This window comes from Pseudomonas sp. FH4 (assembly GCF_000510915.2).
Classification (GTDB): Bacteria; Pseudomonadota; Gammaproteobacteria; order Pseudomonadales; family Pseudomonadaceae; genus Aquipseudomonas; species Aquipseudomonas brenneri.
The window spans coordinates 342,444-364,827 of record NZ_AOHN01000007.1 but is presented as its reverse complement, the minus strand read 5'-3'; the positions used below and the strand labels follow the sequence as shown (position 1 = coordinate 364,827).

The 22,384-nt window shown below is 58.6% G+C and carries 18 protein-coding genes and 1 tRNA gene; 17 read left to right on the top strand and 2 right to left on the bottom strand.

Annotation, left to right across the window (positions count from 1 at the left end):
* The 9 genes from H097_RS28485 to H097_RS06435 form a co-directional block, all read left to right on the top strand.
* Window positions 1–292, top strand: a 292-nt coding sequence (locus H097_RS28485; protein ID WP_206575970.1) for a hypothetical protein, incomplete at its 5' end; no start/stop codon positions are given.
* A 130-nt stretch (window positions 293–422) separates the two neighbouring features.
* Window positions 423–1,562, top strand: a complete 1,140-nt coding sequence (locus H097_RS06475) for a transporter substrate-binding protein (protein WP_032858328.1) — start codon at window positions 423–425, stop codon at window positions 1,560–1,562.
* Complete coding sequence (locus H097_RS06470) at window positions 1,559–2,152, top strand: ANTAR domain-containing protein (RefSeq protein ID WP_032858327.1); 594 nt, start codon at window positions 1,559–1,561, stop codon at window positions 2,150–2,152. Before H097_RS06475 ends, H097_RS06470 begins: the two co-directional genes overlap by 4 nt.
* The gene (locus H097_RS06465) at window positions 2,149–2,997 is read left to right on the top strand and encodes an ABC transporter permease (RefSeq protein ID WP_032858326.1); all 849 of its coding nucleotides are present in this window, start codon (window positions 2,149–2,151) and stop codon (window positions 2,995–2,997) included. The genes H097_RS06470 and H097_RS06465 overlap by 4 nt, the downstream gene beginning before the upstream one ends.
* Entirely contained in the window at window positions 2,998–3,924 is a 927-nt protein-coding gene (locus H097_RS06460; RefSeq protein WP_032858324.1) for an ABC transporter permease, read from the top strand. It abuts the gene before it with no gap.
* Between the two features lie 29 nt (window positions 3,925–3,953).
* Window positions 3,954–5,573: an ABC transporter substrate-binding protein gene (locus tag H097_RS06455; RefSeq protein ID WP_032858323.1), complete on the top strand. Its 1,620-nt coding sequence runs from the start codon at window positions 3,954–3,956 to the stop codon at window positions 5,571–5,573.
* Window positions 5,574–5,649: 76 nt separating this feature from the next.
* Entirely contained in the window at window positions 5,650–6,597 is a 948-nt protein-coding gene (locus H097_RS06450) for an acetamidase/formamidase family protein (protein ID WP_032858322.1), read from the top strand.
* 55 nt (window positions 6,598–6,652) lie between these two features.
* The gene (locus H097_RS06445; RefSeq protein WP_032858321.1) at window positions 6,653–8,398 is read left to right on the top strand and encodes an ABC transporter ATP-binding protein; all 1,746 of its coding nucleotides are present in this window, start codon (window positions 6,653–6,655) and stop codon (window positions 8,396–8,398) included.
* 1,023 nt (window positions 8,399–9,421) lie between these two features.
* On the top strand, window positions 9,422–13,096 hold the full coding sequence (locus H097_RS06435; RefSeq protein ID WP_032858317.1) for a hypothetical protein: 3,675 nt from the start codon (window positions 9,422–9,424) through the stop codon (window positions 13,094–13,096).
* A gap of 129 nt (window positions 13,097–13,225) precedes the next feature.
* On the opposite strand, the gene H097_RS06430 is transcribed toward H097_RS06435, so the two are convergent.
* Window positions 13,226–13,310 (bottom strand) — tRNA-Leu (locus H097_RS06430).
* Window positions 13,311–13,418: 108 nt separating this feature from the next.
* Between H097_RS06430 and queA the strand changes: the two genes are divergently transcribed.
* From queA to H097_RS06400, 6 genes are all read left to right on the top strand, one after another.
* Window positions 13,419–14,468 carry a tRNA preQ1(34) S-adenosylmethionine ribosyltransferase-isomerase QueA gene (gene queA, locus H097_RS06425; RefSeq protein WP_032858316.1) on the top strand — a complete coding sequence of 350 codons (1,050 nt, stop codon included), beginning with the start codon at window positions 13,419–13,421 and terminating at the stop codon, window positions 14,466–14,468.
* 5 nt (window positions 14,469–14,473) lie between these two features.
* Window positions 14,474–15,589 carry a tRNA guanosine(34) transglycosylase Tgt gene (tgt, locus tag H097_RS06420; protein ID WP_032858353.1) on the top strand — a complete coding sequence of 372 codons (1,116 nt, stop codon included), beginning with the start codon at window positions 14,474–14,476 and terminating at the stop codon, window positions 15,587–15,589.
* A 43-nt stretch (window positions 15,590–15,632) separates the two neighbouring features.
* Window positions 15,633–15,971 (top strand): preprotein translocase subunit YajC, encoded by a 339-nt coding sequence (gene yajC, locus H097_RS06415; RefSeq protein ID WP_032858314.1) that lies wholly within the window; start codon window positions 15,633–15,635, stop codon window positions 15,969–15,971.
* 62 nt (window positions 15,972–16,033) lie between these two features.
* Window positions 16,034–17,902: a protein translocase subunit SecD gene (gene secD, locus H097_RS06410; RefSeq protein ID WP_032858313.1), complete on the top strand. Its 1,869-nt coding sequence runs from the start codon at window positions 16,034–16,036 to the stop codon at window positions 17,900–17,902.
* Window positions 17,903–17,911: 9 nt separating this feature from the next.
* A complete protein-coding gene (gene secF / locus H097_RS06405) occupies window positions 17,912–18,826 on the top strand; it encodes a protein translocase subunit SecF (protein WP_032858311.1) in 915 nt (304 codons plus the stop codon).
* A gap of 123 nt (window positions 18,827–18,949) precedes the next feature.
* Window positions 18,950–19,492, top strand: a complete 543-nt coding sequence (locus H097_RS06400) for a glycine zipper 2TM domain-containing protein (RefSeq protein WP_032858310.1) — start codon at window positions 18,950–18,952, stop codon at window positions 19,490–19,492.
* Between the two features lie 203 nt (window positions 19,493–19,695).
* Here H097_RS06400 and suhB read toward each other — a convergent pair whose 3' ends face one another.
* Window positions 19,696–20,511 (bottom strand): inositol-phosphate phosphatase, encoded by an 816-nt coding sequence (gene suhB / locus H097_RS06395; RefSeq protein WP_003175971.1) that lies wholly within the window; start codon window positions 20,509–20,511, stop codon window positions 19,696–19,698.
* A 145-nt stretch (window positions 20,512–20,656) separates the two neighbouring features.
* Here suhB and trmJ point away from each other — a divergent pair, with 145 nt between their 5' ends.
* Both trmJ and cysE read left to right on the top strand, forming a co-directional pair.
* Window positions 20,657–21,427 carry a tRNA (cytosine(32)/uridine(32)-2'-O)-methyltransferase TrmJ gene (gene trmJ / locus H097_RS06390; protein ID WP_032858309.1) on the top strand — a complete coding sequence of 257 codons (771 nt, stop codon included), beginning with the start codon at window positions 20,657–20,659 and terminating at the stop codon, window positions 21,425–21,427.
* Window positions 21,428–21,429: 2 nt separating this feature from the next.
* Window positions 21,430–22,215: a serine O-acetyltransferase gene (gene cysE, locus H097_RS06385; RefSeq protein WP_032858308.1), complete on the top strand. Its 786-nt coding sequence runs from the start codon at window positions 21,430–21,432 to the stop codon at window positions 22,213–22,215.
* Window positions 22,216–22,384 lie beyond the last annotated feature (169 nt).

Here is a 22,384-nt window from a genome sequence, read left to right as displayed (position 1 = left end):
CAATTGCGAAAGCAGTTGGGGTTTTGTTTTGGGCGCTCGGAAAGGGCTCCGGCAAATGTTTGTCTCGTATTGCCGCATCCGGCGCAAGGCGACGGCAACTGTATGGGAATTAACGTTACATCTGTGCGGGGTAATCACGCCCGGAGTCCGCGCAAGTTTGTCTCCTATTGCGCGCACCATTCTGATACCCAGAAAGACCAATGCGCTCCAGCTCAGTGCTGACGCGAGCCTTGCACACTATGGAACGCCCCTGATCCTGGGCCACTATAAAGATGGCACGCTTCTTTCATAGCTAAACCTACGAGCAAGCCTGGCCCTGGTCATTAAGTCTTGCCGACAGACATCGCACGCCTTGAGCGCCAGGTAATGAAGCCTGATTGACCAGTCCGCTGGTCGATCAGGTTTTTTTTTGGGGAAAATAGATGCGTCGTACCATTGAGGTTGGGCTGTTGCTCTCCACCGAGGGCACTTACAAAAGTGTTGGCCGCAATGCGTTGGCCGGGGCAACTCACGCGCTTGCGCAGATCAATGGCAACCCCAGCTATGACTTTGTCCTGCGTGCCACCCACCTCAATCCACGAGGTGTTCTGCACCGGTACAGCGAAGGGGCTGTGGAATTGATGCAGTCTGGGGTCCGGCACATCTTCGGCACGACTACCTCCGCCAGTCGCAAGGAGATCATTCCGGACCTGGAGCAAAACGCCGGCCTGTTGTGGTACGCCTGCCCGTATGAGGGGTTCGAGAGCAGTGAGCATGTGCTCTATCTCGGCGGTTGCCCGAACCAGACGTTGATCCCTTTGTTGCGCTACGCCCTGCAGACGTTTGGTAAGCGCGCCGTGCTGCTGGGTTCGAACTACAGCTGGGGTTGGGAAAGTAATCGGGTTGCCCGTGAAGTGCTCGAAGTGGCCGGCGCCGAGGTGTTGCTGGAACGCTACATCCACCTGGATGCAACGCCCTTCAGTGAGTTGATCCAGACGCTCCTGGCAGAGCGGCCGGCGTTCATTCTCAACAACTTGATCGGGAAGTCCTCCTACGCCTTTTTGCAGCAGTTGGATGCAGCGTGCAATAGCGTCGGTTGGAGCCTGCCAGTGTTGAGCTGCAACCTGACCGAGGCTGAACTGAGTGACGTCGGCGACCTGCGCAGCCTGCGTGTGTTGTCGTGCGGCCCGTTCTTTGAAGAAGTCGCCCCCGCGTTCAGCCAGCAACAGCACATGCTGCATGGGGTGTGCCCGATTTCGCACTTCTATACCGGGATGTACGTGGCCCTGCACCTGTTTGCCCGTGCGCTGGAACAGTGTGGCAGCGATGACCCCGATAGGATTTGCCGCTACGTGTATGACCACCCGCAGGACAGCGTATTCGGCAGCCTGGCCATCGCCGAGCGCAACAACCACAGCAGCCAGCCGTGCCATATTGCTGAACTGCGCGCAGGACGTTTTGTGGTCTTGCACAGTGAGGCACGGCCACTGCCGGCCGACCCTTATCTGACCGCCACCGACCTGAGTGAATTTCAACGTCTGCGCGCAGTTGCACCAGCACCCCGCCTGAGGATCGTCAAATGAGCCTGTTCAAACGCCCGGACTTTGAAGCAGGTCGGTTGCTGTTGATCGACTGCGAGCCCCGCAGCCTGGCTAATCTGCACAAGAGCCTGCAGCGGCTGGGGATTACTGCACAGGAGTTGTTTGAGGACGCGGATGATTCGCTCGACGGTTGTTTTGCCGCCATCGTTGAGTTGGAGCCCTTCGCCAGTCCCACCACCCTGCAACGCCTGAATGCTGCCGGCGTACCCATTGTTGCGCTGACCTCCCACGAAACCCTGGCGCATATCCAGCGTGCCATTGAGTTGGGGGCCACGGCGTTGCTGAACAAGCCGATCACCCAAGGCTCGGTCTACACCACGTTGATGATGGCGATCGGTCTGCGTGAGCGACTCGACAGCGACGCACAGACCATTGGCGCGCTGCAACAACGACTCCTGGCACGGCCGCTGCTGGCCCAAGCACTGGCGCGGCTGATGGTCGAGCAGCAGATTGATGAGCGTGAGGCCTATGAGCGTCTGCGCAGCCTGTCCATGCACCTGAACCGTAGCCTGGATGACTTGTGCGCGGATCTGGCGGCGGACCACCTGCAGCCGAGCAGGGGCCAGCTATGAGGCTGTTGCGTGCCTTGGTTCGCCGCCCGGCGGTGGCGTTGTCGCTGTTGTACATTGTGATTGTCGTGTTACTGGCGTTGTTTGCACCGTGGATGAGCCCGTACGACCCGTCCGAGCAATTTGTCGAAGGCCTGTCGCTGGAAGGTGCGCCGCTGCCACCTGATACGCCGTACCTGCTGGGCACTGATCTACTCGGCCGTGATCTGCTGTCGCGGTTGATCTATGGCGCGCGGACGTCATTGTTCATCGGTTTGCTCGCCAATGGCCTGGCGGTGTTGATCGGCACGTTGGTGGGGTTGAGCGCGGGCTTCCTGCGCGGCTGGGTCGGCAGCACGCTGATGCGCTTCACCGACCTGATGATGGCGTTCCCGGCCTTGCTGCTGGCGATTGCGCTGTCGGCGATTTTCCAGCCCAGCGTGTGGATCGTCGCCCTGGTGATTGCCATGGTCAACTGGGTGCAGATCGCCCGGGTGATCTACTCCGAAACCATCGCCCTGAGCGCCCGTGACTTCGTGGCCGTAGAGCGAACCCTGGGCGCCAGTTCGCTGCGCATTCTGTTCTCTCACCTGCTGCCACATTTGCTGCCGACCATCCTGGTCTGGGCCACCCTGGGCATCTCGACCACGGTGTTGCTGGAAGCCACCTTGTCGTACCTGGGCGTAGGGGTCCAGCCGCCAACGCCGAGCTGGGGCAACATCATTTTCGAGAGCCAGACCTACTTCACCTCGGCACCGTGGCTGGTGTTTTTCCCCGGCATTGCGATTGTCCTGCTGTCGCTGGCATTCAACCTGGTGGGCGATGCCCTGCGCGATGAACTCGATCCTACCCTGCAAGGGAGAAGCTGAATGTTGGCCTTCATCAGTCGTCGCATCGGCTACTCGCTGTTGATCCTGCTTGGCGTGACCTTCATCACGTACCTGCTGCTGTTCATGCTGCCTGCTGACCCGGCACGCCAGATTGCCGGGCGCAGTGCCACGCCCGAAGTGGTGGCCGGGATCCGCATGCAGCTAGGGCTCGACTTGCCGTTCTATCAACAGTACGCCAATTACCTGGGCAACCTGGTACAGGGCGACCTCGGGCGCTCCTACATCCAGCGCAGCCCGGTGACGGAGCTGATCGGTGCGCGCTTGCGTCCGTCCCTGGAGTTGATGGCTGCCGGCATCGGTTTCGAGCTGCTGATTGGCATCAGCCTCGGCGTGATCGCCGCATTGCGTCGCGACAGTTGGGCCGACAAAGCCTTGATGGCTCTCTCGTTTATCGGCGTGTCGGCCCCCCAGTTCATCGCGGCGATGCTGTTCCTGTACTTCTTCGCCGTGCAGTTGGACTGGTTTCCCATGGGCGGTTATGGCGGCTTCAAACACCTGCTGTTGCCGGCCCTGACCCTGGGCATTCTCGGCAGCGGCTGGTACTCGCGCATGGTGCGCTCCTCAATGATCGAGGTGCTGCACCAGGACTTCATTCGCACCGCCCGGGCCAAGGGCTTGAGCCGCGTACGTGTGGTTTTGCGCCATGTATTGCCCAACGCCATCGTGCCGGTGATTCCGATGATCGGCATCGACATCGGGATCTTCATGGGTGGGCTGGTGGTGGTCGAGTCAGTCTTCGGCTGGCCTGGGATCGGCCAGTTGACATGGCAGGCGATCCAGCAAGTCGACATCCCGGTGATTGTCGGGGTGACCACGGTTTCAGCGGTGGCAATCGTTTTGGGCAACCTGGTCGCCGACCTGGTGATCCCTTGGGTCGACCCGCGTATCGACATCAAAAAACACTAGGAACATCACCATAGGTAAGGGGCTGGAGCATGAATCGCAAAGCATTATCCTTGGCCATCGCGGCTGCATTGTTTGCCGGCAATCTGTTGGCCGATGACTTTGATCCAAACGCCAAAGACGGTGGCGCCGCCGTCATTACCTATCAAAACGATGTGGCCACCCTCGACCCGGCCATCGGTTATGACTGGCAGAATTGGTCGATGATCAAAAGCCTGTTCGACGGGCTGATGGACTACAAGCCTGGCACTACGGAACTGACCAAGAACCTGGCGTCGGACTACAGCATCTCCGAGGATGGCACCGTCTATACCTTCACCTTGAAGAAAGGCGTGAAGTTCCAGAACGGTCGCGAACTCAAGGCCAGCGACGTGAAGTATTCCCTGGAGCGTACCGTCAACCCGAAAACCCAGAGCCCTGGCGCGGGCTTCTTCAGTTCGATCGTGGGCTATGAAGACATGACGACCAACAAGGCCGAGCATTTGTCGGGCATTGAGGTCGTCGACGATTACACCGTCAAGATCACGCTCAAGTCGGCGAATGCGACATTCCTGCAGGTGATGGCGATCAATTTCTCCTTTGTCGTACCCAAGGAGGAGGTCGAGAAGTGGGGCGCGGACTTCGGCAAGCATCCGGTGGGCACCGGCGCCTACAGCCTGGCGGAGTGGAAGCTGGGGCAACAGATTCTGTTCAAGAAGAACCCGAGCTATTTCAAGGCAGGCCTGCCGCACCTCGACACGATCACCTTTGAAGTCGGTCAGGATCCGATGGTCGCACTCCTGCGCTTGCAGAAGGGCGAGGTCGATATCGCGGGCGACGGTGTGCCGCCGGCCAAGTTCCTGGAGTTCAAGAACGATCCCAAGTTCAAGAACCTGGTGGTCATCGGTGATCAATTGCAGACCGGCTACCTGACCCTGAAAACCACACTGCCGCCCTTCGACAACCTCAAGGTGCGCCAGGCGGTGAACATGGCGATCAGCAAGGATCGCATCGTGCGCATCATCAACGGCCGCGCGGTCCCGGCCAACCAGCCGCTGCCGCCAGCGATGCCGGGCTACGACAAGGACTACAAAGGCTACGCCTACGATGTCGAAGGCGCGAAGAAGCTCTTGGCCGAAGCCGGCTTCGACAAGGGCTTCGACACCGAGATGTACGTGATGAACACCGATCCGCAGCCGCGTATCGCCCAGGCTATCCAGCAAGACCTGGCGAAGGTCGGGGTGCGTGTGAAGATCAAGTCCCTGGCGCAAGCCAACGTGATTGCGGCAGGCGGTTCCAAGGACCAGGCGCCGATGGTGTGGTCCGGTGGCATGGCCTGGATTGCCGACTTCCCGGACCCCTCGAATTTCTACGGGCCGATCCTGGGCTGTGACAGTGCGGTGGACGGTGGCTGGAACTGGGCGCTGTATTGCAACAAGAGCCTGGATGCGCTGGCCGCCAAGGCCGACAGCATGGCCAAGCCGGAGCAACAGGCCGAGCGTACGGCACTGTGGAAGAAGATCTTCATCGATGTGATGGCCGATGCGCCGTGGGTCCCGATCTTCAACGAACAGCGCTTCACCGTGCGCTCCTCGCGCATGGGCGGCAGCGACGCGCTGTACGTCGATCCGGTGCACATCCCGGTCAACTACAACTACATCTACCTGAAATAAAGCGCAGCCGGCCTGCGCGCTGGCCTGTCAGCCACCACGCCTTCCGGGCGTGGTCTTTACGTGGAGCTTTCTCCCTATGTGCCAGAACTGCCTGGTCAAGACCATTCACAGCGTCAACAGCCATTTCGGCTGGGACAACAGCATCGAACCGACCGCCCGGGTGGCGCCAGGTGCCATGCTGGAGTTCTGCTGCCGGGATTCGTCCAACGGCTTCTTCACGCCGCAATCGACGGTGAGCGATGTCACCCAGGTGCCGTTCGACACCATCAACCCGGTCACCGGACCGATTTTTGTCGAGGGTGCAGAGCCAGGCGACGTGCTGAAAATCACCCTCGACAGCTTCAAACCGAGTGGCTTTGGCTGGACGGCCAACATCCCGGGGTTTGGTCTGCTCGCTGACCAGTTCACGGACCCCGCCCTGGTGCTGTGGCACTACGACAAACTGGCCCTGAGCCCAGCGGCCTTCAGCACGTTCGCCAAGGTGCCGCTCAAGCCCTTCGCCGGCACCATCGGCCTGGCGCCAGCGTTGGCGGGCTTGCACTCGGTGGTGCCGCCGCGCCGGGTCGGCGGCAATTTGGACATCCGCGACCTGTCGGCCGGTACCACGTTGTACCTGCCGGTGGAGGTCAGCGGCGCCTTGTTGTCGATTGGCGATACTCACGCCGCGCAAGGCGATGGCGAGGTGTGTGGTACCGCGATCGAGAGCGCGATGGACGTGGTGGTGAAGCTGGACCTGATCAAGAACACCCCGCTGGCAACGCCGCGCTTCAGCACCCCCGGCCCCGTGACCCGTCACCTGGACGGTGCGGGCTACGAAGCCTTCACCGGCATCGGCCCGGACTTGATGCAAGCCGCGCGTCAGGCCGTCAGCAACACCATCGACTGGCTGTGCCGTGAGCACCATATGCCGGCGGAGCAGGCGTACATGCTGTGCTCGGTGTGTGGCGATTTACGCATCAGCGAGATCGTTGACCTGCCCAACTGGGTCGTGTCGTTCTACTTCCCGAAAATCGTATTTGCCTGATGGCTGTTCATCGCCAACGGCTAGGCGTTTATCGCTTCACGCGTGAGGAGCTTTGATGAGTAACGGGACCTCCCAGCCGATTCTTTCGGTGCAGCAGCTGTCCATTGATGTCGGCATGGGGGCCAGCTCCCGGCGCGTGGTCGATCACCTGAGCTTCGACCTGTTTGCCGGCCAGACACTGTGCATTGCCGGGGAGTCTGGCAGTGGTAAATCGCTGTCGTCACTGGCGATCATGGGGCTGTTGCCCAAGGCCGTCCGGGTGGCCGAAGGCGCGATCAGCTTTGAAGGGCGCGACTTGATCGGCGCGCCCGAGCGCGAGTTGCAACGCTTGCGCGGCAAGCAGATAGGCATGATTTTCCAGGAGCCGATGACATCGCTGAATCCGCTGATGACCGTTGGCCAACAACTGCAGGAGACGCTGCGTCGGCACGAACCACTGGGGCGCCAGGCGCTGCGCCAGCGCGCCCGGGAGATGCTTGAATCAGTGCGCATGCCGCAGGTGGAAAAGCGCTTGCAGCAGTACCCTCATGAGCTATCCGGCGGCATGCGCCAGCGCGTGATGATCGCGATGGCCATGCTCTGCCGCCCCAAGGTACTGATCGCCGATGAACCGACCACTGCACTGGACGTGACCATCCAGGCGCAGATCCTGGAGCTGATGCGCGAGCTGCAACAGGTCTACGGCACCAGCTTGCTGATGATCACGCACGACATGGGGGTGGTCGCTGAAATGGCCGACCAGGTGGTGGTGATGAACCATGGCCGCACCGAAGAACAAGCACCCGTGCGCCAGTTGTTCACCCAGCCTCAGGCCGATTACACCCGTAAATTGCTCGCGGCGGTGCCGGTGCTGGGCACGGCGGGCCAGCCGGGTGACGTCAGCCAGCAACCGGTGGTCTTGCAGGTGCGCGACTTGTCGGTGCGTTTTCCTGTGCGCATGGGCTGGTTCGAGGAGGACAAGCAGGTACACGCGGTAGAAGGCGTCAATTTTGAACTGCGCCAGGGCGAAACCCTGGGGCTGGTCGGGGAGAGCGGATGCGGTAAATCCACCACCGGCAAGGCGTTGATGAATATGCTGGCCTATCAAGGCAGCGTGCAGTTGTTCGGCAAGGAACTGAACGGCTTGCACGGCGCCGAGCTTCAGGCTGTGCGGCGTGATATCCAGATGGTCTTCCAGGACCCTTACGCGGCCCTGAACCCACGCAAAAACATCCTGGAGCTGGTAGGTGAGCCGCTGTTGATCCATGACCAGTTGCCACTGGCGCAACGACAGGAACGTGTCGCCGAGCTGTTGCGCCAGGTCGACATGCCGGTTGACGCCATGTATCGCTACCCACACCAGTTCTCGGGCGGGCAGCGCCAGCGTATCTGCATTGCCCGGGCATTGGCGCTCAACCCCAAAGTTATCATCGCCGATGAATCCGTCTCGGCCCTCGATGTGTCAGTACAGGCCCAGGTGCTTGAGCTGCTGGAACACCTGCGCGAACAGCATCGACTCAGCTACCTGTTCATCTCCCACGACATGGCCGTGGTCGAGCGCATCTGCCATCGTGTCGCGGTGATGTATGGCGGGCAGATTGTCGAGATCGGCCGCCGTGATCACGTGCTGCACAATCCCCAGCATCCCTACACCAAACGCCTGCTAAGCGCGGTGCCAATGCCCGATGTCGATCAGAAGCGCGACTTCAAGGCGTTGCTGCAAGAGTTCGAGCAACCCAGCCCGATCAAGGGCAAGGGCTTTGAAGCGCCGGTGCAGAAGTTTCACGAGGTTGGCGGAGGGCATTGGGTGGCGGTGGGGTAGTCGATCGCGCAATACTAAATCTGGGTATGAACAATCCGTAAACCCCGTCGTGCTCTGACAGTAACCTAGCTGGTGTGGCAGGGGTTGCAGCAGTAGTAACAACCATTAATTTTTAGTTTGGGATTTACTCCCCGAGCGGCGCTGACAGCGCCGGTGCAGGTTAGATGATTTCCGAGTGATACCTGATTCTCCAGCCGCGGCATGAAGCTGCAGCCAGTCGTTGTGTTATGCACTTCGTAGTCGCCGTTGGTCTGTACGTTTCTGTTTACGATAAATGATTGCATTGGCTAGTCCTCGCTTCCATGTGTCGGATCGGTAATGACTCAACATTTAGCTATATGTGCTGTGCCCGCTGAGTTGCGCGAAGGCCAGCACGGAAGGAGGGTAGCTGGAGGATGGCAGAAAGCAATCAGTCTCCAGAATGGTGCAGGGGATCCTGGCACTATCTGAAATACACGGGGCATGAAACCCACTGGACTGAGTTAGTGGGAGGTACTGGAAGTTACTGAAATTTCAATCGTTGAAATTGAAAGGATTTTGAAAAATGGAGGGCATCGTTACCGTATTGGTAGCGGTGCTCTCAGATGGTTCAATCAGTAGGGCAATTACAGGTGAACTGGAGTACGCGGTTCTCAGGGTAGAAAAGAAAGCGCATGAGATCGAATTCTTAAACAGCCGCATAGGCATTCGGACACAAATTTCACGGAGCCGCGGAAAAAACAGGCTCCTTCACCGGTCAGCTTCTAGGTAATTCGAGAGAACCGACTTTTTCAACAGAATCGGCCAGTAGCGGACTATGGCATCCGTCTACTGCTCTCGAGTTCAAGCCACTTCGCTGTAAGCATCCAGTTGAATCTCCATTTTGGCATTAACGCTACAACGCGCTCCTGCATACAAGGGACGGAGGATTAGCATCAGCGCGTGCATATGAGAGTCAGTAGATTTGTTCGGCTTTTTGGCAAGATGTGTGGTAATGCTGCGATTTAGGATATTTCGTCAGGAGGACATGTGGTCTGTCATTTTATGCGCAGCATCCGTAATCGTGTGCAGGGCATCTTCCGTCCTGAACAGGGGCCTGCCAAGGAATCGTGGGAACTGGTCCCGCTTACCCCTGAGTACCTGGCAGAAGAGCATGGCGACTATGTCGCCGCTATCGAAGCTGCCCTCGCGAAGGATCAGATACGCAACATAGCGTTGTCCGGCAACTATGGGGTCGGTAAGAGCAGTATCATGCGTGAAGTCGCCCGGCGGCAGGATAATCGTATCGTAGAGCTATCGCTCTCGACGCTCGCGCCTATCGAAGCTTCCCAGCTTGATAATTCAGTGCCTATCCAGGCCACGACCCCGACCAACCGCATCCAGCAGGAAATTGTCAAACAACTGCTCTATCGAGAATATCCGAGCAGAACCCCTGGCTCACGGTTTCGGCGTATTGAGCGTTTCCGATGGTGGCGGGCGATGGGAACGTCGGTACTACTGGGGTTTGTCGCTACTGTAATTTTCCTGCTGACTGGATGGACGGTAAAGATTGCTTCTGTATTCATGCCGCATTTGGATATTGGTGTTTGGGCTCACGCTGTCATTTGGAGCGCTGCGGCGCTGATTACCCTGCTGGTGAGTTGGTTGTTCTATGGGAAACTGCATATCCAGCAATTCTCCGCAGGATCTGCAACCGTCACGCTCAACGAAAGCTCTGTTTCATACTTTGACCAATACCTCGACGAGATCGTCTACTTCTTTGAGGTTTCAGACCGCGATATTGTTCTCTTTGAGGATATCGACCGGTTCAACGACTCTCATATTTTCGAGGCGCTTCGAGCGCTGAATACTTTGCTCAACGCCTCGCCCCAGATCAAGAAGCCGATCCGATTCATCTATGCCATCAAAGACAGCATCTTCGATCGCATAGGCCTGGAGATAGAGGGTCGCAGGCATAGTACAGAAGTGCTTACGACGGACGATCCGGCGCAGGCCGAGGCTATACGCGCCAACCGCACGAAATTTTTCGATCTTGTCATCCCGGTGGTTCCCTTTATTACGCACCGAAGTGCTCGCAACTTAGCACTAAAGCTACTTGGTCAAGTCGAGCACCAGGTAGCACCGGAGCTACTCGACTTAGCGATGCAGTACGTACCGGATATGCGGCTGCTCAAGAACGTCCGTAACGAATTCATCGTCTTCCGCGACCGAATCTTCTCAGGCGACGGCAAGCAGCTCAATCTGAGTGAGACTGAACTGTTTGCGATGATGCTCTACAAGAGCACGCACCTAGCAGACTTCGAGACTATCCGGCTCGGCCATAGCAAGCTGGACATACTCTACAAACTTAGCCGTGAACTGGTGACTGAGAACATCAAGCGAATCGAGGGCGAGCTTCGCGTGCTTCGCCAGAAGGTCACGCGGATCAATTGGGCTGCTACCCGCAGTAGTCAGTTGGGCGAACGCCTGCTTGCGCACGTGCAGCGGACAGCTGAGGCTTCTGGCTTCCGTACCCAGAATGCAACCTACTCGCTCGCGGGTGCTGAGAAGTCTCCGAAAGACCTCAAGGGAGCGCAGTTCTGGACAACCTTCGTCTCACCAGACGAAGACTTGGTACTTGAATATTATGACCACTACCACGGTCGTACGCTGTCGTTTACTCGCGACAGTCTTGTGGCTGCACTTGGTGATCCTCTGGACGCCGAAAGCTGGAATGAAGCAGATCGGGATGCGCTCGCTGAGCAGACCGATGAGAGGATGGAGGACATCAGGTTCCTGCGGAGCGCTGATCTTGGTGATCTCGTCAAACGAACGGAATTTCTCCTCCTGTATAAGGAGAGCAAGCAGTCCTTCGAGGCAATCGCCAAGATCATCCTAACGCCAGGCTTGGCGTACCAGATCGTCCGTGCGGGGTATATCAACCGCAACTTCACGCTCTACACGTCAACCTTCCACGGGGAGCGCGTTGGGCCAGCTGCCACGAATTTCATTATCCATCACGTCGAGCGAGACCTGATGGACCAGCACTTCGAGCTTGGGCCGGAGGACGTAGACGCTGTTGTCCGCGAGCGCGGCAAGAGCGCGCTGAAGGAGCCTTCGCTTTACAACATCGCTATCCTAGACCACCTTCTGGCCAAACATATAGATGCGGCCGACATCATGATTCACTCCCTAGAAGGTCTCGGGGAGCGTCAGGCTAGTTTTCTGCAGGCGTACCTTACCGCAGGTAACGAGTGCCTAAGGCTCATTGAACGGTTCACGGTCGCGTCCACGCAAGTGCTCACCTATCTCGTAAGTCAGGCTGACCTAGACGACTCTTCACGACTAGCGCTTGTGAATGCAGCGCTAGCACACCTAACACCTTCAAAGCAGAGGATAGATTCTGCGGTGTCGTCATATCTGTCGGCGCACTACGCTGAGTTCACGGCGCTAACGTCCGACGCGACCGACTTGGTCCAGGCCGAACGTATCAGCGTACTCTTCGGAGATGCCAGTATTGCCGTGCCTCGTCTGGAGCTGTTGGGCAGCCAAACTCGTGCATCGTTCGTGTCACGCAATTTGTATGAGATCACTTGCCAGAACCTCGCGATCGCCATCGACAATGCACCAACCGTGGCGCTCGACGTCATCCGGGATCGGAACGGGACTGTGTACGATTATGTGCTCAAGAATTTGAGCAAGTACCTGGAGGCTATCGATGGCACTTCCATGACGATAGATGCTAACCAGCACTTCATCGCAATAATCGAAGATGTACTCTCGCTAGATGCACCCCATCTTGGTGATGTGATCGAGCGTGCTGCTCCAGATTGTGAAGTTGCAGATCTCGCAGAGGTGTCTGAGGGCACGTGGCCAGCGTTGGCTGAATATAGGCGTGCCTCAGCAACGTTTAACAACGTCAGCCGCTACGTCGTGGCTCTTGGGGCGGTCGATGCGCAACTGGCGAAAACCCTGACAGCCTCTGCCGAGATCACCGACACCAACACCGCTGACGAGGAGTTGAAGACTGCGTTGGCAGCAGCAATCCTGGCGGCAAAGGATCAGCTCCCATCAGCAGTGCTCCGTGCAAAGCTGGTCGCGAGCTTGAGCCTGAGCCTCTACCTTGAGGTTGGCGAAATCGCGGCGGAAGTTGGCGACCTCTTCGCGCAGTTGCTCAAGCACGACATTATTGCGGATGATGCAGCATCCTATGAGCACCTTGCAGCCACTGATTGGCCGACGCGCAAAGAGTTTATCCGAGAGTCGGGGGAGTTTTCGAGCTACATGACCCCGGCGTTGGTGGGGGCGGATCTGGCAGAGCTTCTGAAAAGCGATGAGATCGATTCGGCAATCAAGGATGTGATTGTTGAGCAAGCCACAAAGTATGCGGAGGTGGCCGGCCGTCGAGGGCTGAATGAACTGGCACGATTCGCTACCCGATGCGGATGCGAACTATCGCCCGATGTCGTGCAGAAGATGGCGCAAGAAAATGTCTCAGCGCAGCAGATCTTAATGCTACTAAAACCACACCTAGGTGTGATTAGTTGTGACCAGCTCTTCACTATTCTGCAATCACTTGACGGTGATTACCCTAAGCTCACTGAGGTGGGCCGCAGTAGATTGCGAGTGCCGGATACGCTTGCTGATCGTGAGCTCTTGGAACGTCTTCAACGAGAAAAGACTGTAAGTAGCTACGACGTTAATAAGGGAATGATTGAGGTAAATAGGAAGCGTAAGTGAGACTGGGCTATTTGAACTTCCCCAGTCCACAGGGATCCAGAGGTAGATATCCAGGCACAAAAAAACCGGCTCAAGTGGCCGGTTTCTCTGTTGCTGAGAGCCTGGTAGAGGCTTTCAGATACTGCTATATGGTGCCCCGAGGGAGACTCGAACTCCCACTCCTTTCGAAAACGGATTTTGAATCCGCCGCGTCTACCAATTCCGCCATCAGGGCTCAATGGCGGCGAAGTATAGAGAGGTGATTACCGTTGGTCAATCACGTTTCATGGTCTATTTTCACTATTTCCGCTAGACTTCCCGGCCCTGCTAGACGAACCCCATCATGCGCGTTGCTGACTTTACTTTTGAACTCCCGGATTCGCTGATTGCTCGCCACCCTTTGGCCGAGCGTCGCGCCAGTCGACTGTTGACCCTGGACGGGGTCAGCGGTGCCCTTGCACACCGTCAATTCACTGATTTGCTTGAGCATTTGCGCCCAGGCGACTTGATGGTCTTCAACAATACCCGGGTGATTCCGGCGCGGCTGTTTGGCCAGAAAGCTTCCGGCGGCAAGCTGGAAATTCTGGTGGAGCGGGTGCTGGACAGCCATCGTGTGCTGGCCCATGTGCGCTCCAGCAAGTCGCCCAAACCAGGGTCGAGCATCCTGATTGATGGCGGTGGCGAAGCCGAGATGGTCGCGCGCCATGACGCGTTGTTCGAGCTCAAGTTTGCCGAGGAAGTGTTGCCGCTGCTGGAGCGTGTCGGCCATATGCCGTTGCCTCCTTATATAGACCGCCCCGACGAAGACTCGGACCGCGAGCGCTATCAGACGGTGTACTCCCAGCGCCTTGGTGCCGTCGCTGCGCCGACGGCCGGGTTGCATTTCGACCAGCCGCTGCTGGATGCGATTGCGGCCAAGGGCGTCGAGACGGCCTATGTGACCCTGCACGTGGGGGCCGGGACGTTTCAGCCGGTGCGTGTGGATAACATCGAAGACCACCATATGCACAGCGAGTGGCTGGAAGTCAGCCAGGACGTCGTGGATGCGGTCAACGCGTGCAAGGCGCGCGGTGGGCGAGTGGTCGCAGTGGGCACCACCAGCGTGCGTTCCCTGGAGAGTGCGGCGCGCGATGGCGTGCTCAAGCCGTTCAGTGGCGACACCGATATCTTTATCTACCCAGGCCGGCCGTTCCATGTGGTCGATTGCCTGGTCACCAACTTCCATTTGCCCGAATCCACGCTGTTGATGCTGGTCTCGGCATTTGCCGGTTACCCCGAAACCATGGCCGCCTACCAGGCCGCCATCGATAACGGGTACCGTTTTTTCAGCTACGGTGATGCGATGTTTATCACCCGTAATCCGGCGCCGCGCGGCCCAGAGGAACAACTATGAGTCGTATGTCGTTTGAATTACTGGCCACCGACGGCAAGGCCCGTCGCGGTCGCCTGACCTTCCCGCGCGGCACTGTGGAGACCCCGGCGTTCATGCCGGTCGGCACCTACGGCACCGTCAAGGGCATGCTGCCGCGTGACATCGTTGCCACCGGCGCCGAGATCATCCTCGGCAACACCTTCCACCTGTGGCTGCGCCCGGGCACGGAAGTGATCAAGAAGCATGGCGACCTGCACGATTTCATGAAGTGGCAAGGCCCGATCCTCACCGACTCCGGTGGTTTCCAGGTGTTCAGCCTGGGCGCCATGCGCAAGATCAAGGAGGAGGGCGTGACTTTCGCCTCGCCGGTGGACGGTTCCAAGGTGTTCATGGGCCCGGAGGAGTCGATGCAGGTCCAGCGCGACCTGGGCTCTGACATCGTGATGATTTTTGACGAGTGCACGCCGTACCCGGCCGATGAAGATGTGGCGCGCATCTCCATGGAGTTGTCGCTGCGCTGGGCCCAGCGTTCGAAGAATGCCCATGGCGACAACACTGCCGCGCTGTTCGGCATCGTCCAGGGTGGCATGCACGAAAGCCTGCGCAAGCGCTCGCTGGAAGGCCTGGACAAGATCGGTTTCGATGGCCTGGCCATTGGCGGCCTGTCGGTGGGCGAGCCCAAGCACGAGATGATCAAGGTGCTGGACTACCTGCCAGGCCTGATGCCTTCTGACAAACCTCGTTACCTTATGGGCGTTGGCAAACCGGAAGATCTCGTAGAGGGTGTGCGCCGCGGTGTGGACATGTTCGATTGCGTGATGCCAACCCGTAATGCCCGCAATGGGCATCTGTTCATTGATACAGGCGTGCTGAAGATCCGTAACGCGTTCCATCGCCATGATGATTCGCCGCTGGATCCCACCTGTGATTGCTACACCTGCCAGAACTTCTCCCGTGCTTATCTGCACCATCTGGACAAATGCGGGGAAATGCTGGGTAGCATGTTGAATACCATCCACAATTTGCGTCACTACCAAGTCCTGATGGCTGGTTTGCGCGAGGCTATTCAACAGGGTACATTGGCCGCCTTTGTCGATGCCTTCTATGCCAAGCGCGGGCTTCCCGTGCCGCCCTTGGACTGAGTTTCCCGACCCTAAGATTCACTATTTGCAACTGGAGTGCTAAATGAGCTTTTTTATCTCTAACGCTATGGCTGACGCCGCTGCACCGGCCGCTGCCGGTCCTATGGGCGGTGGTTTCGAGTGGATTTTCCTGGTCGGCTTCCTGGTCATCTTCTACCTGATGATCTGGCGCCCACAGGCCAAGCGCGCCAAAGAGCAGAAAAACCTGCTGGGCAGCTTGCAGAAAGGCGACGAAGTGGTCACCACCGGCGGCATCGCTGGCAAGATCACCAAGGTTGCCGACGCTTTCGTGGTCCTGGAAGTTTCCGACACCGTTGAAATCAAGTTCCAGAAAGGCGCCATCGCCGCCACGCTGCCAAAAGGCACGCTCAAAGCGATCTGAGTAACAACTTTTACCAATCGACGGGGCGCGCAAGGCGCCCCGCGTCATAAGCGGGCGGCGTGATGCTGAACAAATACCCTCTGTGGAAATACGTACTGATCCTGGCGGTGCTGGCGATCGGTTTTATTTATTCCGCTCCCAATCTCTATCCTGATGACCCTGCGATCCAGATCACTGGCGCCAGCACTTCGCTGCAGGTCAATCAGGCTGATCTGGAACGCGCGAGCAAAGCGCTCACTGACGCGGGTATCCAGGTCAAGGCGGCAACATTGGCAGCTGATGCGAAGGGCGGCTTGTTGCGCCTGACCAAGCAGGAAGACCAATTGCCGGCCAAAGATGTCGTGCGCAAGGTGATGGGGGATGACTATGTCGTCGCGCTCAACCTGGCACAGACCACGCCAAAATGGCTGAGCAGCATCGGTGCACACCCGATGAAGCTGGGCCTGGACTTGTCCGGTGGTGTGCACTTCCTGTTGGAAGTGGACATGGACAAAGCCCTCGACGCGCGCATGAAAGTCTACGAAGGCGATGTGAAGAGCCTGCTGCGCAAAGAGAAGTTGCGTTATCGCAGCCTGCCGCAGCTCAATGGTGCGATCCAGCTGGGCTTTGCTGACGAGGCCGCCCGTGAACAGGCGCGTGCCCTGATTCGCAAGAGCTTTAACGATTTCGACATTGTGCCTGCCGACCTCAATGGTCAGCCGGTGCTGCGTCTGGCGATGACCCCGGCCAAGCTGGCGGAAATCCGTGAATACTCCATCAAGCAGAACTTGACCACGGTACGTAACCGCGTCAACGAGCTGGGTGTGGCCGAGCCTCTGGTTCAGCGCCAGGGTGCCAACCGCATCGTGGTCGAGCTGCCAGGCGTGCAGGACACCGCTGAAGCCAAGCGGATCCTCGGCAAGACCGCCAACCTTGAATTCCGCCTGGCCGCCGAGCCGGGTGCTTCCAAGGCCACTTCCGAGACTTTCGAGTTCCGTGAGGGCAATCGTCCTTCTGCGCAGATCGAGCGTAGCCTGATCATCACGGGCGACCAGGTGACAGACGCCAAGGCCGGTTTCGGTGAGCACGGTACGCCTGAAGTGAACATCCGCCTGGATGGTCATGGCGGCGAACTGATGAACCGCGCCACCCGCAGCAACGTCGGTCGCAGCATGGCGGTGATCTTCATCGAGCAACGCCCGGTGACCACCTACGTCAAGCAAATGGTCAACGGCGTCGAGAAAGACGTGGCGGTCCAGACCTTCAAGGAAGAGAAGAAGATCATCAGCCTGGCGACCATTCAGTCGCCGCTGGGTGCTCAATTCCGTATCACCGGCCTGAACGGCCAGGGTGAGTCTTCCGAGCTGGCCCTGTTGCTGCGTGCCGGTGGCCTGGCGGCACCGATGTACTTTGCTGAAGAACGCACCATCGGTCCAAGCCTGGGTGCCGACAACATCACCAAGGGCGTCGATGCGGCGCTGTGGGGCATGTTGTTTGTTTCCCTGTTCATCATCGCCATCTATCGCTTCTTTGGCGTGATCGCCACCGTTGCACTGGCGGGGAACATGGTCATGTTGCTGGCCTTGATGTCGCTGCTGGGGGCTACACTGACCCTGCCGGGTATCGCCGGTATCGTACTCACCATGGGTATGGCGGTGGACGCCAACGTACTGATCTTCTCGCGGATTCGTGAAGAGATCGCGGCGGGCATGAGCGTACAACGGGCAATCAACGAAGGTTTCGGCCGGGCATTTACCGCTATTCTCGACTCCAACCTGACCACTTTGCTGGTCGGCGGGATTCTCTTTGCCATGGGCACCGGCCCGGTCAAAGGTTTTGCGGTGACCATGTCCCTGGGTATCTTTACCTCGATGTTCACGGCCATTCTGGTGACCCGCGCTATGGTCAACCTGATCTATGGCGGGCGTGACTTCAAGAAGTTGTGGATTTAAGGGGCTGCCATGTTACGTACAATCAACTTCATGGGCGTTCGCAACGTTGCGTTCGGCGTCACTGTGCTCCTTACTGTCCTGGCGTTGTTCAGCTGGTTTCATAAGGGTCTGAACTACGGTCTGGACTTCACCGGCGGTACGCTCATCGAGCTGACCTACGAGAAGCCGGCCGACGTTGCCAAGGTGCGTACCCAACTGAACGAGGCCGGTTATCAGGAGGCCATCGTGCAGAGCTTTGGCGCGACTACCGACTTGCTGGTGCGCATGCCTGGCGAAGACCCGCAACTGGGTCACCAGGTGGCCGAGGCCTTGCTCAAGGTCGGTGGCGACAACCCGGCGTCGGTCAAGCGTGTCGAGTTCGTCGGCCCGCAGGTCGGTGAAGAACTGCGCGACCAGGGCGGCCTCGGCATGCTGATGGCGCTGGCCGGCATCATGATCTACCTGGCATTCCGCTTTCAGTGGAAGTTCGGTGTCGGTGCGATTGTCTCGCTGATCCACGACGTGATCGTGACCGTGGGCATCCTGGCGTACTTCCAGATTACCTTCGACCTGACAGTATTGGCGGCGGTGCTGGCGATCATTGGTTACTCACTCAACGACACCATCGTGGTGTTCGACCGGGTGCGTGAGAACTTCCGGGTACTGCGCAAGGCGACGTTGATCGAAAACATCAACATCTCCACCACCCAGACCCTGTTGCGTACCATGGCGACGTCGATCTCCACCTTGCTGGCGATTGCCGCACTGATGATCTTCGGTGGCGACAACCTGTGGGGCTTCTCCCTGGCGCTGTTTATCGGCGTCCTGGCGGGTACCTACTCGTCGATCTACATCGCCAACGTGGTGCTGATCTGGCTGAACCTCAGCAGCGAGGACCTGATCCCTCCTGTCGCAACCGACAAGGAGATCGACGACCGCCCTTGATGGGTGTTTGTTGATCCGCTGTTACAAAGAAGGCGTGAGTATTGAACTCACGCCTTTTTTTTTGCTCCAAGGCTGGGTATAGCGCGGACTTTTCAGTCCGCTTGTGATGGTCAGGAGGTTCACGTGAACAAGTCGTTACTGGTTGGTGCGGTATTGGGTGCTGTCGGTGTGACTGCCGGGGGTGCTGTTGCCACCTACAGCCTGGTAAAAAGCGGCCCTGAGTATGCGCAAGTGCTGGCGGTGCAGCCGGTCAAGACCCAGATCAAAACCCCTCGTGAGGTCTGCAAGGACGTCACCGTGACCCGGCAGCGTCCGGTGCAGGATCAGCATCAAATCGCCGGTACTGTGGTTGGCGCCCTGGCAGGCGGCCTGTTGGGTAATCAGATTGGTGGCGGTTCTGGCAAGAAGATTGCCACCGTAGCCGGTGCGGTTGGTGGCGGTTATGCAGGTAACAAGGTTCAGGAAGGCATGCAGAACCGTGATACCTACACCACCACCCAGACGCGTTGTAACACCGTCAATGACATCAGCGACAAGGTTGTCGGCTATGACGTGCGTTACAACCTGGATGGCAAGGAGGGATCGGTGCGTATGGAGCGTGATCCAGGTAGCCAGATCCCTGTCGACAAGGAAGGGCGTTTGATCCTGGGCCAGAATCAGCAGTAATCCCAGGTCTGGCGCAATACAAAATGTGGGAGCGGGCTTGCTCGCGATAGCGGTGGGTCAGTCAAGTCTATCTAAACTGACACTCCGCTATCGCGAGCAAACCCGCTCCCACATGTGATTTGTGTTGTCGCTGAAATCGAGGCTTGGCTAAATCCCAGGCATAAAAAAAGCACCCCTCGGGGTGCTTTTTTGTGCTCGCTCGCTTAGCGCTTCAGCGAGGCCGGCAGGTGCGGCTGGATCGCCGTCAGTACTGCCTTGAAGCATTTGGTGTTGCCTGCAACCACGTGGCCCTTCTCCAGGAAGTCGTGACCGCCGGTGAAGTCGCTCACCAGGCCGCCAGCCTCTTGGATCAGCAGCGCGCCTGCGGCCATGTCCCACTCGGACAGGCCCGACTCCCAGAACGCATCAAAGCGACCGGCGGCCACGTAGGCCAGGTCCAGGCTTGCTGCGCCAGCGCGGCGGATGCCGGCGGTCTGGCCAACCAGGGCGCGGAACATGCCCAGGTAGTTTTCCAGGTTATCCATCTGGTCATCGCGGAACGGGAAACCGGTACCCAGCAGGGCGCCGTCCAGGCTGGTACGACCGCTGACGCGCAGGCGACGGCCGTTCAACTGGGCGCCACGGCCACGGCTGGCGGTGAATTCTTCCTGGCGAACCGGGTCGAGTACAACAGCGTGTTCCAGGCGGCCACGGTATTTGCAGGCAATGCTCACGGCAAAGTGCGGGATGCCGCGCAGGAAGTTGGTGGTGCCATCCAGTGGGTCGATGATCCACAGGTAGTCTTCGCCTTCGCCGCTACCTTTGTGCAGGCCGGTTTCTTCACCGAGGATGCCGTGGGTAGGGTAGGCCTTGCGCAGGGCGTCGATGATTTTCTGTTCGGCGGCGCGATCCACCTCGGATACATAATCCTTGGCGTCTTTTTCGTCGACCTTGATGGTATCCAGGCGCTCGATGGAGCGGAAGATCAATTCACTGGCGCTGCGGGCGGCGCGCAGCGCGATATTCAGCATGGGCTGCATGGATGTGTCACCTAAGGTTGTTAAAGAAAGCCGAGCATTCTAGCAGAAACTTTCTTCAGGTGAAGGACGACGTTCGCTTTCATGGCATAACCTTAGGCTGTTCTGTAAGATTTGCTCCCCTTTCCCGTGTCCGAGAGCGCCTCCCTTGCTGCAAAACATTCGTGTCGTCCTCGTCAATACCAGTCATCCCGGCAATATCGGCGGGGTGGCGCGGGCCATGAAGAACATGGGGCTGACGCGCCTGGTGCTGGTGGAGCCGCGTGTATTCCCGCACCACGAAGCCGACGCTCGTGCCTCCGGCGCCAATGACATCCTTGAAAAAGCCCAGGTCGTCGCCACATTGGAAGACGCCTTGGTCGGCTGCAACCTGGTGCTCGGCACCAGCGCCCGTGACCGTCGCATCCCCTGGCCACTGCTTGATCCCCGCGAATGTGGGGCCAAAGTGGTCGAAGAGGCGGCCGGCGGCGCTGAAATCGCCCTGGTGTTTGGTCGTGAAGACTCCGGCCTGACCAATGAAGAGCTGCAGCGATGTCACTACCACGTACACATTCCATCGGACCCTGAATTCAGCTCGCTGAACCTTGGGGCGGCGGTGCAGGTGTTGAGTTACGAGGTGCGCATGGCCTGGCTGGCAGCACAAGGCCAGCCGAGCAAGATGGAGAAGGACGAGGTCGCGTCGACCAAAAGTGGCGAATTGGCCACCATGGACGAGCTGGAGCGATTCTATGAGCACCTGGAACAAACCCTGGTGGCCATCGAGTTCCTTGATCCGGAAAAACCACGGCACTTGATGGCGCGCCTGCGAAGGCTTTACGGCCGCAGCTCGGTCAGTCGGGCAGAAATGAACATATTGCGTGGCATCCTCACGGAAACCCAGAAAGCGGCCCGTGGCGAGCTTCTTAAGCGGAAGGATTAAAAATGTTCGAGCGTTTGCGAGAAGATATCCAAAGTGTTTTCCACCGTGACCCGGCGGCGCGCAACGCCTTTGAAGTGCTGACCTGCTATCCGGGCATGCACGCGATCTGGATCCACCGTCTGTCCGGTGCCTTGTGGGGTATGGGCTGGAAATGGCTGGCGCGACTGGTGTCGAACTTCGGGCGCTGGTTGACCGGGATTGAGATTCATCCGGGGGCCAAGGTGGGTCGTCGCTTCTTTATCGACCATGGCATGGGCATCGTTATTGGTGAAACCGCCGAAATCGGAGACGACGTGACCCTGTACCAGGGCGTGACCCTGGGCGGCACCACCTGGAACAAGGGCAAACGCCATCCGACCCTTGAAAATGGCGTGGTGGTCGGGGCGGGCGCCAAGGTCCTGGGCCCGTTTACCGTCGGTGCTGGCGCCAAGGTCGGTTCCAATGCCGTGGTCACCAAGGCGGTGCCGCCAGGTGCAACCGTGGTGGGGATTCCCGGGCGGATCATCATCAAGCCGCACGTCAGCGATGAGCAGGAAGCCAAGCGCAAGGCCATGGCCGAGAAAATCGGCTTTGATGCCTACGGTGTCAGTGAAGACATGCCGGACCCGGTGGCGCGGGCCATTGGCCAGCTCCTCGACCACCTGCAAGCGGTGGACGGCAAGCTGGAGGGCATGTGCGGCGCGCTGAAGGATCTGGGCAGTCCCTACTGTGCGAAGGATCTGCCTGAGTTGCGCGAAGAAGACTTCGCCGAGATCAAGAGCGAAACAGCTACCACCAAGGCCGGCTGAGTTCTCACGATCATTGCAATCCCCCTGTGGGAGCGGGCTTGCTCGCGAAAGCGGCGGGTCAGTCAATATTTTCGGCGACTGACACCGCGCTTTCGCGAGCAAGCCCGCTCCCACAATTGATCCTCAGCGTGCCGGGCAATGCAGGTTGTCCGCTGTCGCTGTTCGATCC

Coding starts and splice junctions, on each gene's coding strand:
- H097_RS06475 (WP_032858328.1), top strand. CDS start 423: ATGCGTCGTACCATTGAGGTTGGGCTGTTGCTCTCCACCGAGGGCACT.
- H097_RS06470 (WP_032858327.1), top strand. CDS start 1,559: ATGAGCCTGTTCAAACGCCCGGACTTTGAAGCAGGTCGGTTGCTGTTG.
- H097_RS06465 (WP_032858326.1), top strand. CDS start 2,149: ATGAGGCTGTTGCGTGCCTTGGTTCGCCGCCCGGCGGTGGCGTTGTCG.
- H097_RS06460 (WP_032858324.1), top strand. CDS start 2,998: ATGTTGGCCTTCATCAGTCGTCGCATCGGCTACTCGCTGTTGATCCTG.
- H097_RS06455 (WP_032858323.1), top strand. CDS start 3,954: ATGAATCGCAAAGCATTATCCTTGGCCATCGCGGCTGCATTGTTTGCC.
- H097_RS06450 (WP_032858322.1), top strand. CDS start 5,650: ATGTGCCAGAACTGCCTGGTCAAGACCATTCACAGCGTCAACAGCCAT.
- H097_RS06445 (WP_032858321.1), top strand. CDS start 6,653: ATGAGTAACGGGACCTCCCAGCCGATTCTTTCGGTGCAGCAGCTGTCC.
- H097_RS06435 (WP_032858317.1), top strand. CDS start 9,422: ATGCGCAGCATCCGTAATCGTGTGCAGGGCATCTTCCGTCCTGAACAG.
- queA (WP_032858316.1), top strand. CDS start 13,419: ATGCGCGTTGCTGACTTTACTTTTGAACTCCCGGATTCGCTGATTGCT.
- tgt (WP_032858353.1), top strand. CDS start 14,474: ATGTCGTTTGAATTACTGGCCACCGACGGCAAGGCCCGTCGCGGTCGC.
- yajC (WP_032858314.1), top strand. CDS start 15,633: ATGAGCTTTTTTATCTCTAACGCTATGGCTGACGCCGCTGCACCGGCC.
- secD (WP_032858313.1), top strand. CDS start 16,034: ATGCTGAACAAATACCCTCTGTGGAAATACGTACTGATCCTGGCGGTG.
- secF (WP_032858311.1), top strand. CDS start 17,912: ATGTTACGTACAATCAACTTCATGGGCGTTCGCAACGTTGCGTTCGGC.
- suhB (WP_003175971.1), bottom strand. CDS start 20,511: ATGCAGCCCATGCTGAATATCGCGCTGCGCGCCGCCCGCAGCGCCAGT.
- cysE (WP_032858308.1), top strand. CDS start 21,430: ATGTTCGAGCGTTTGCGAGAAGATATCCAAAGTGTTTTCCACCGTGAC.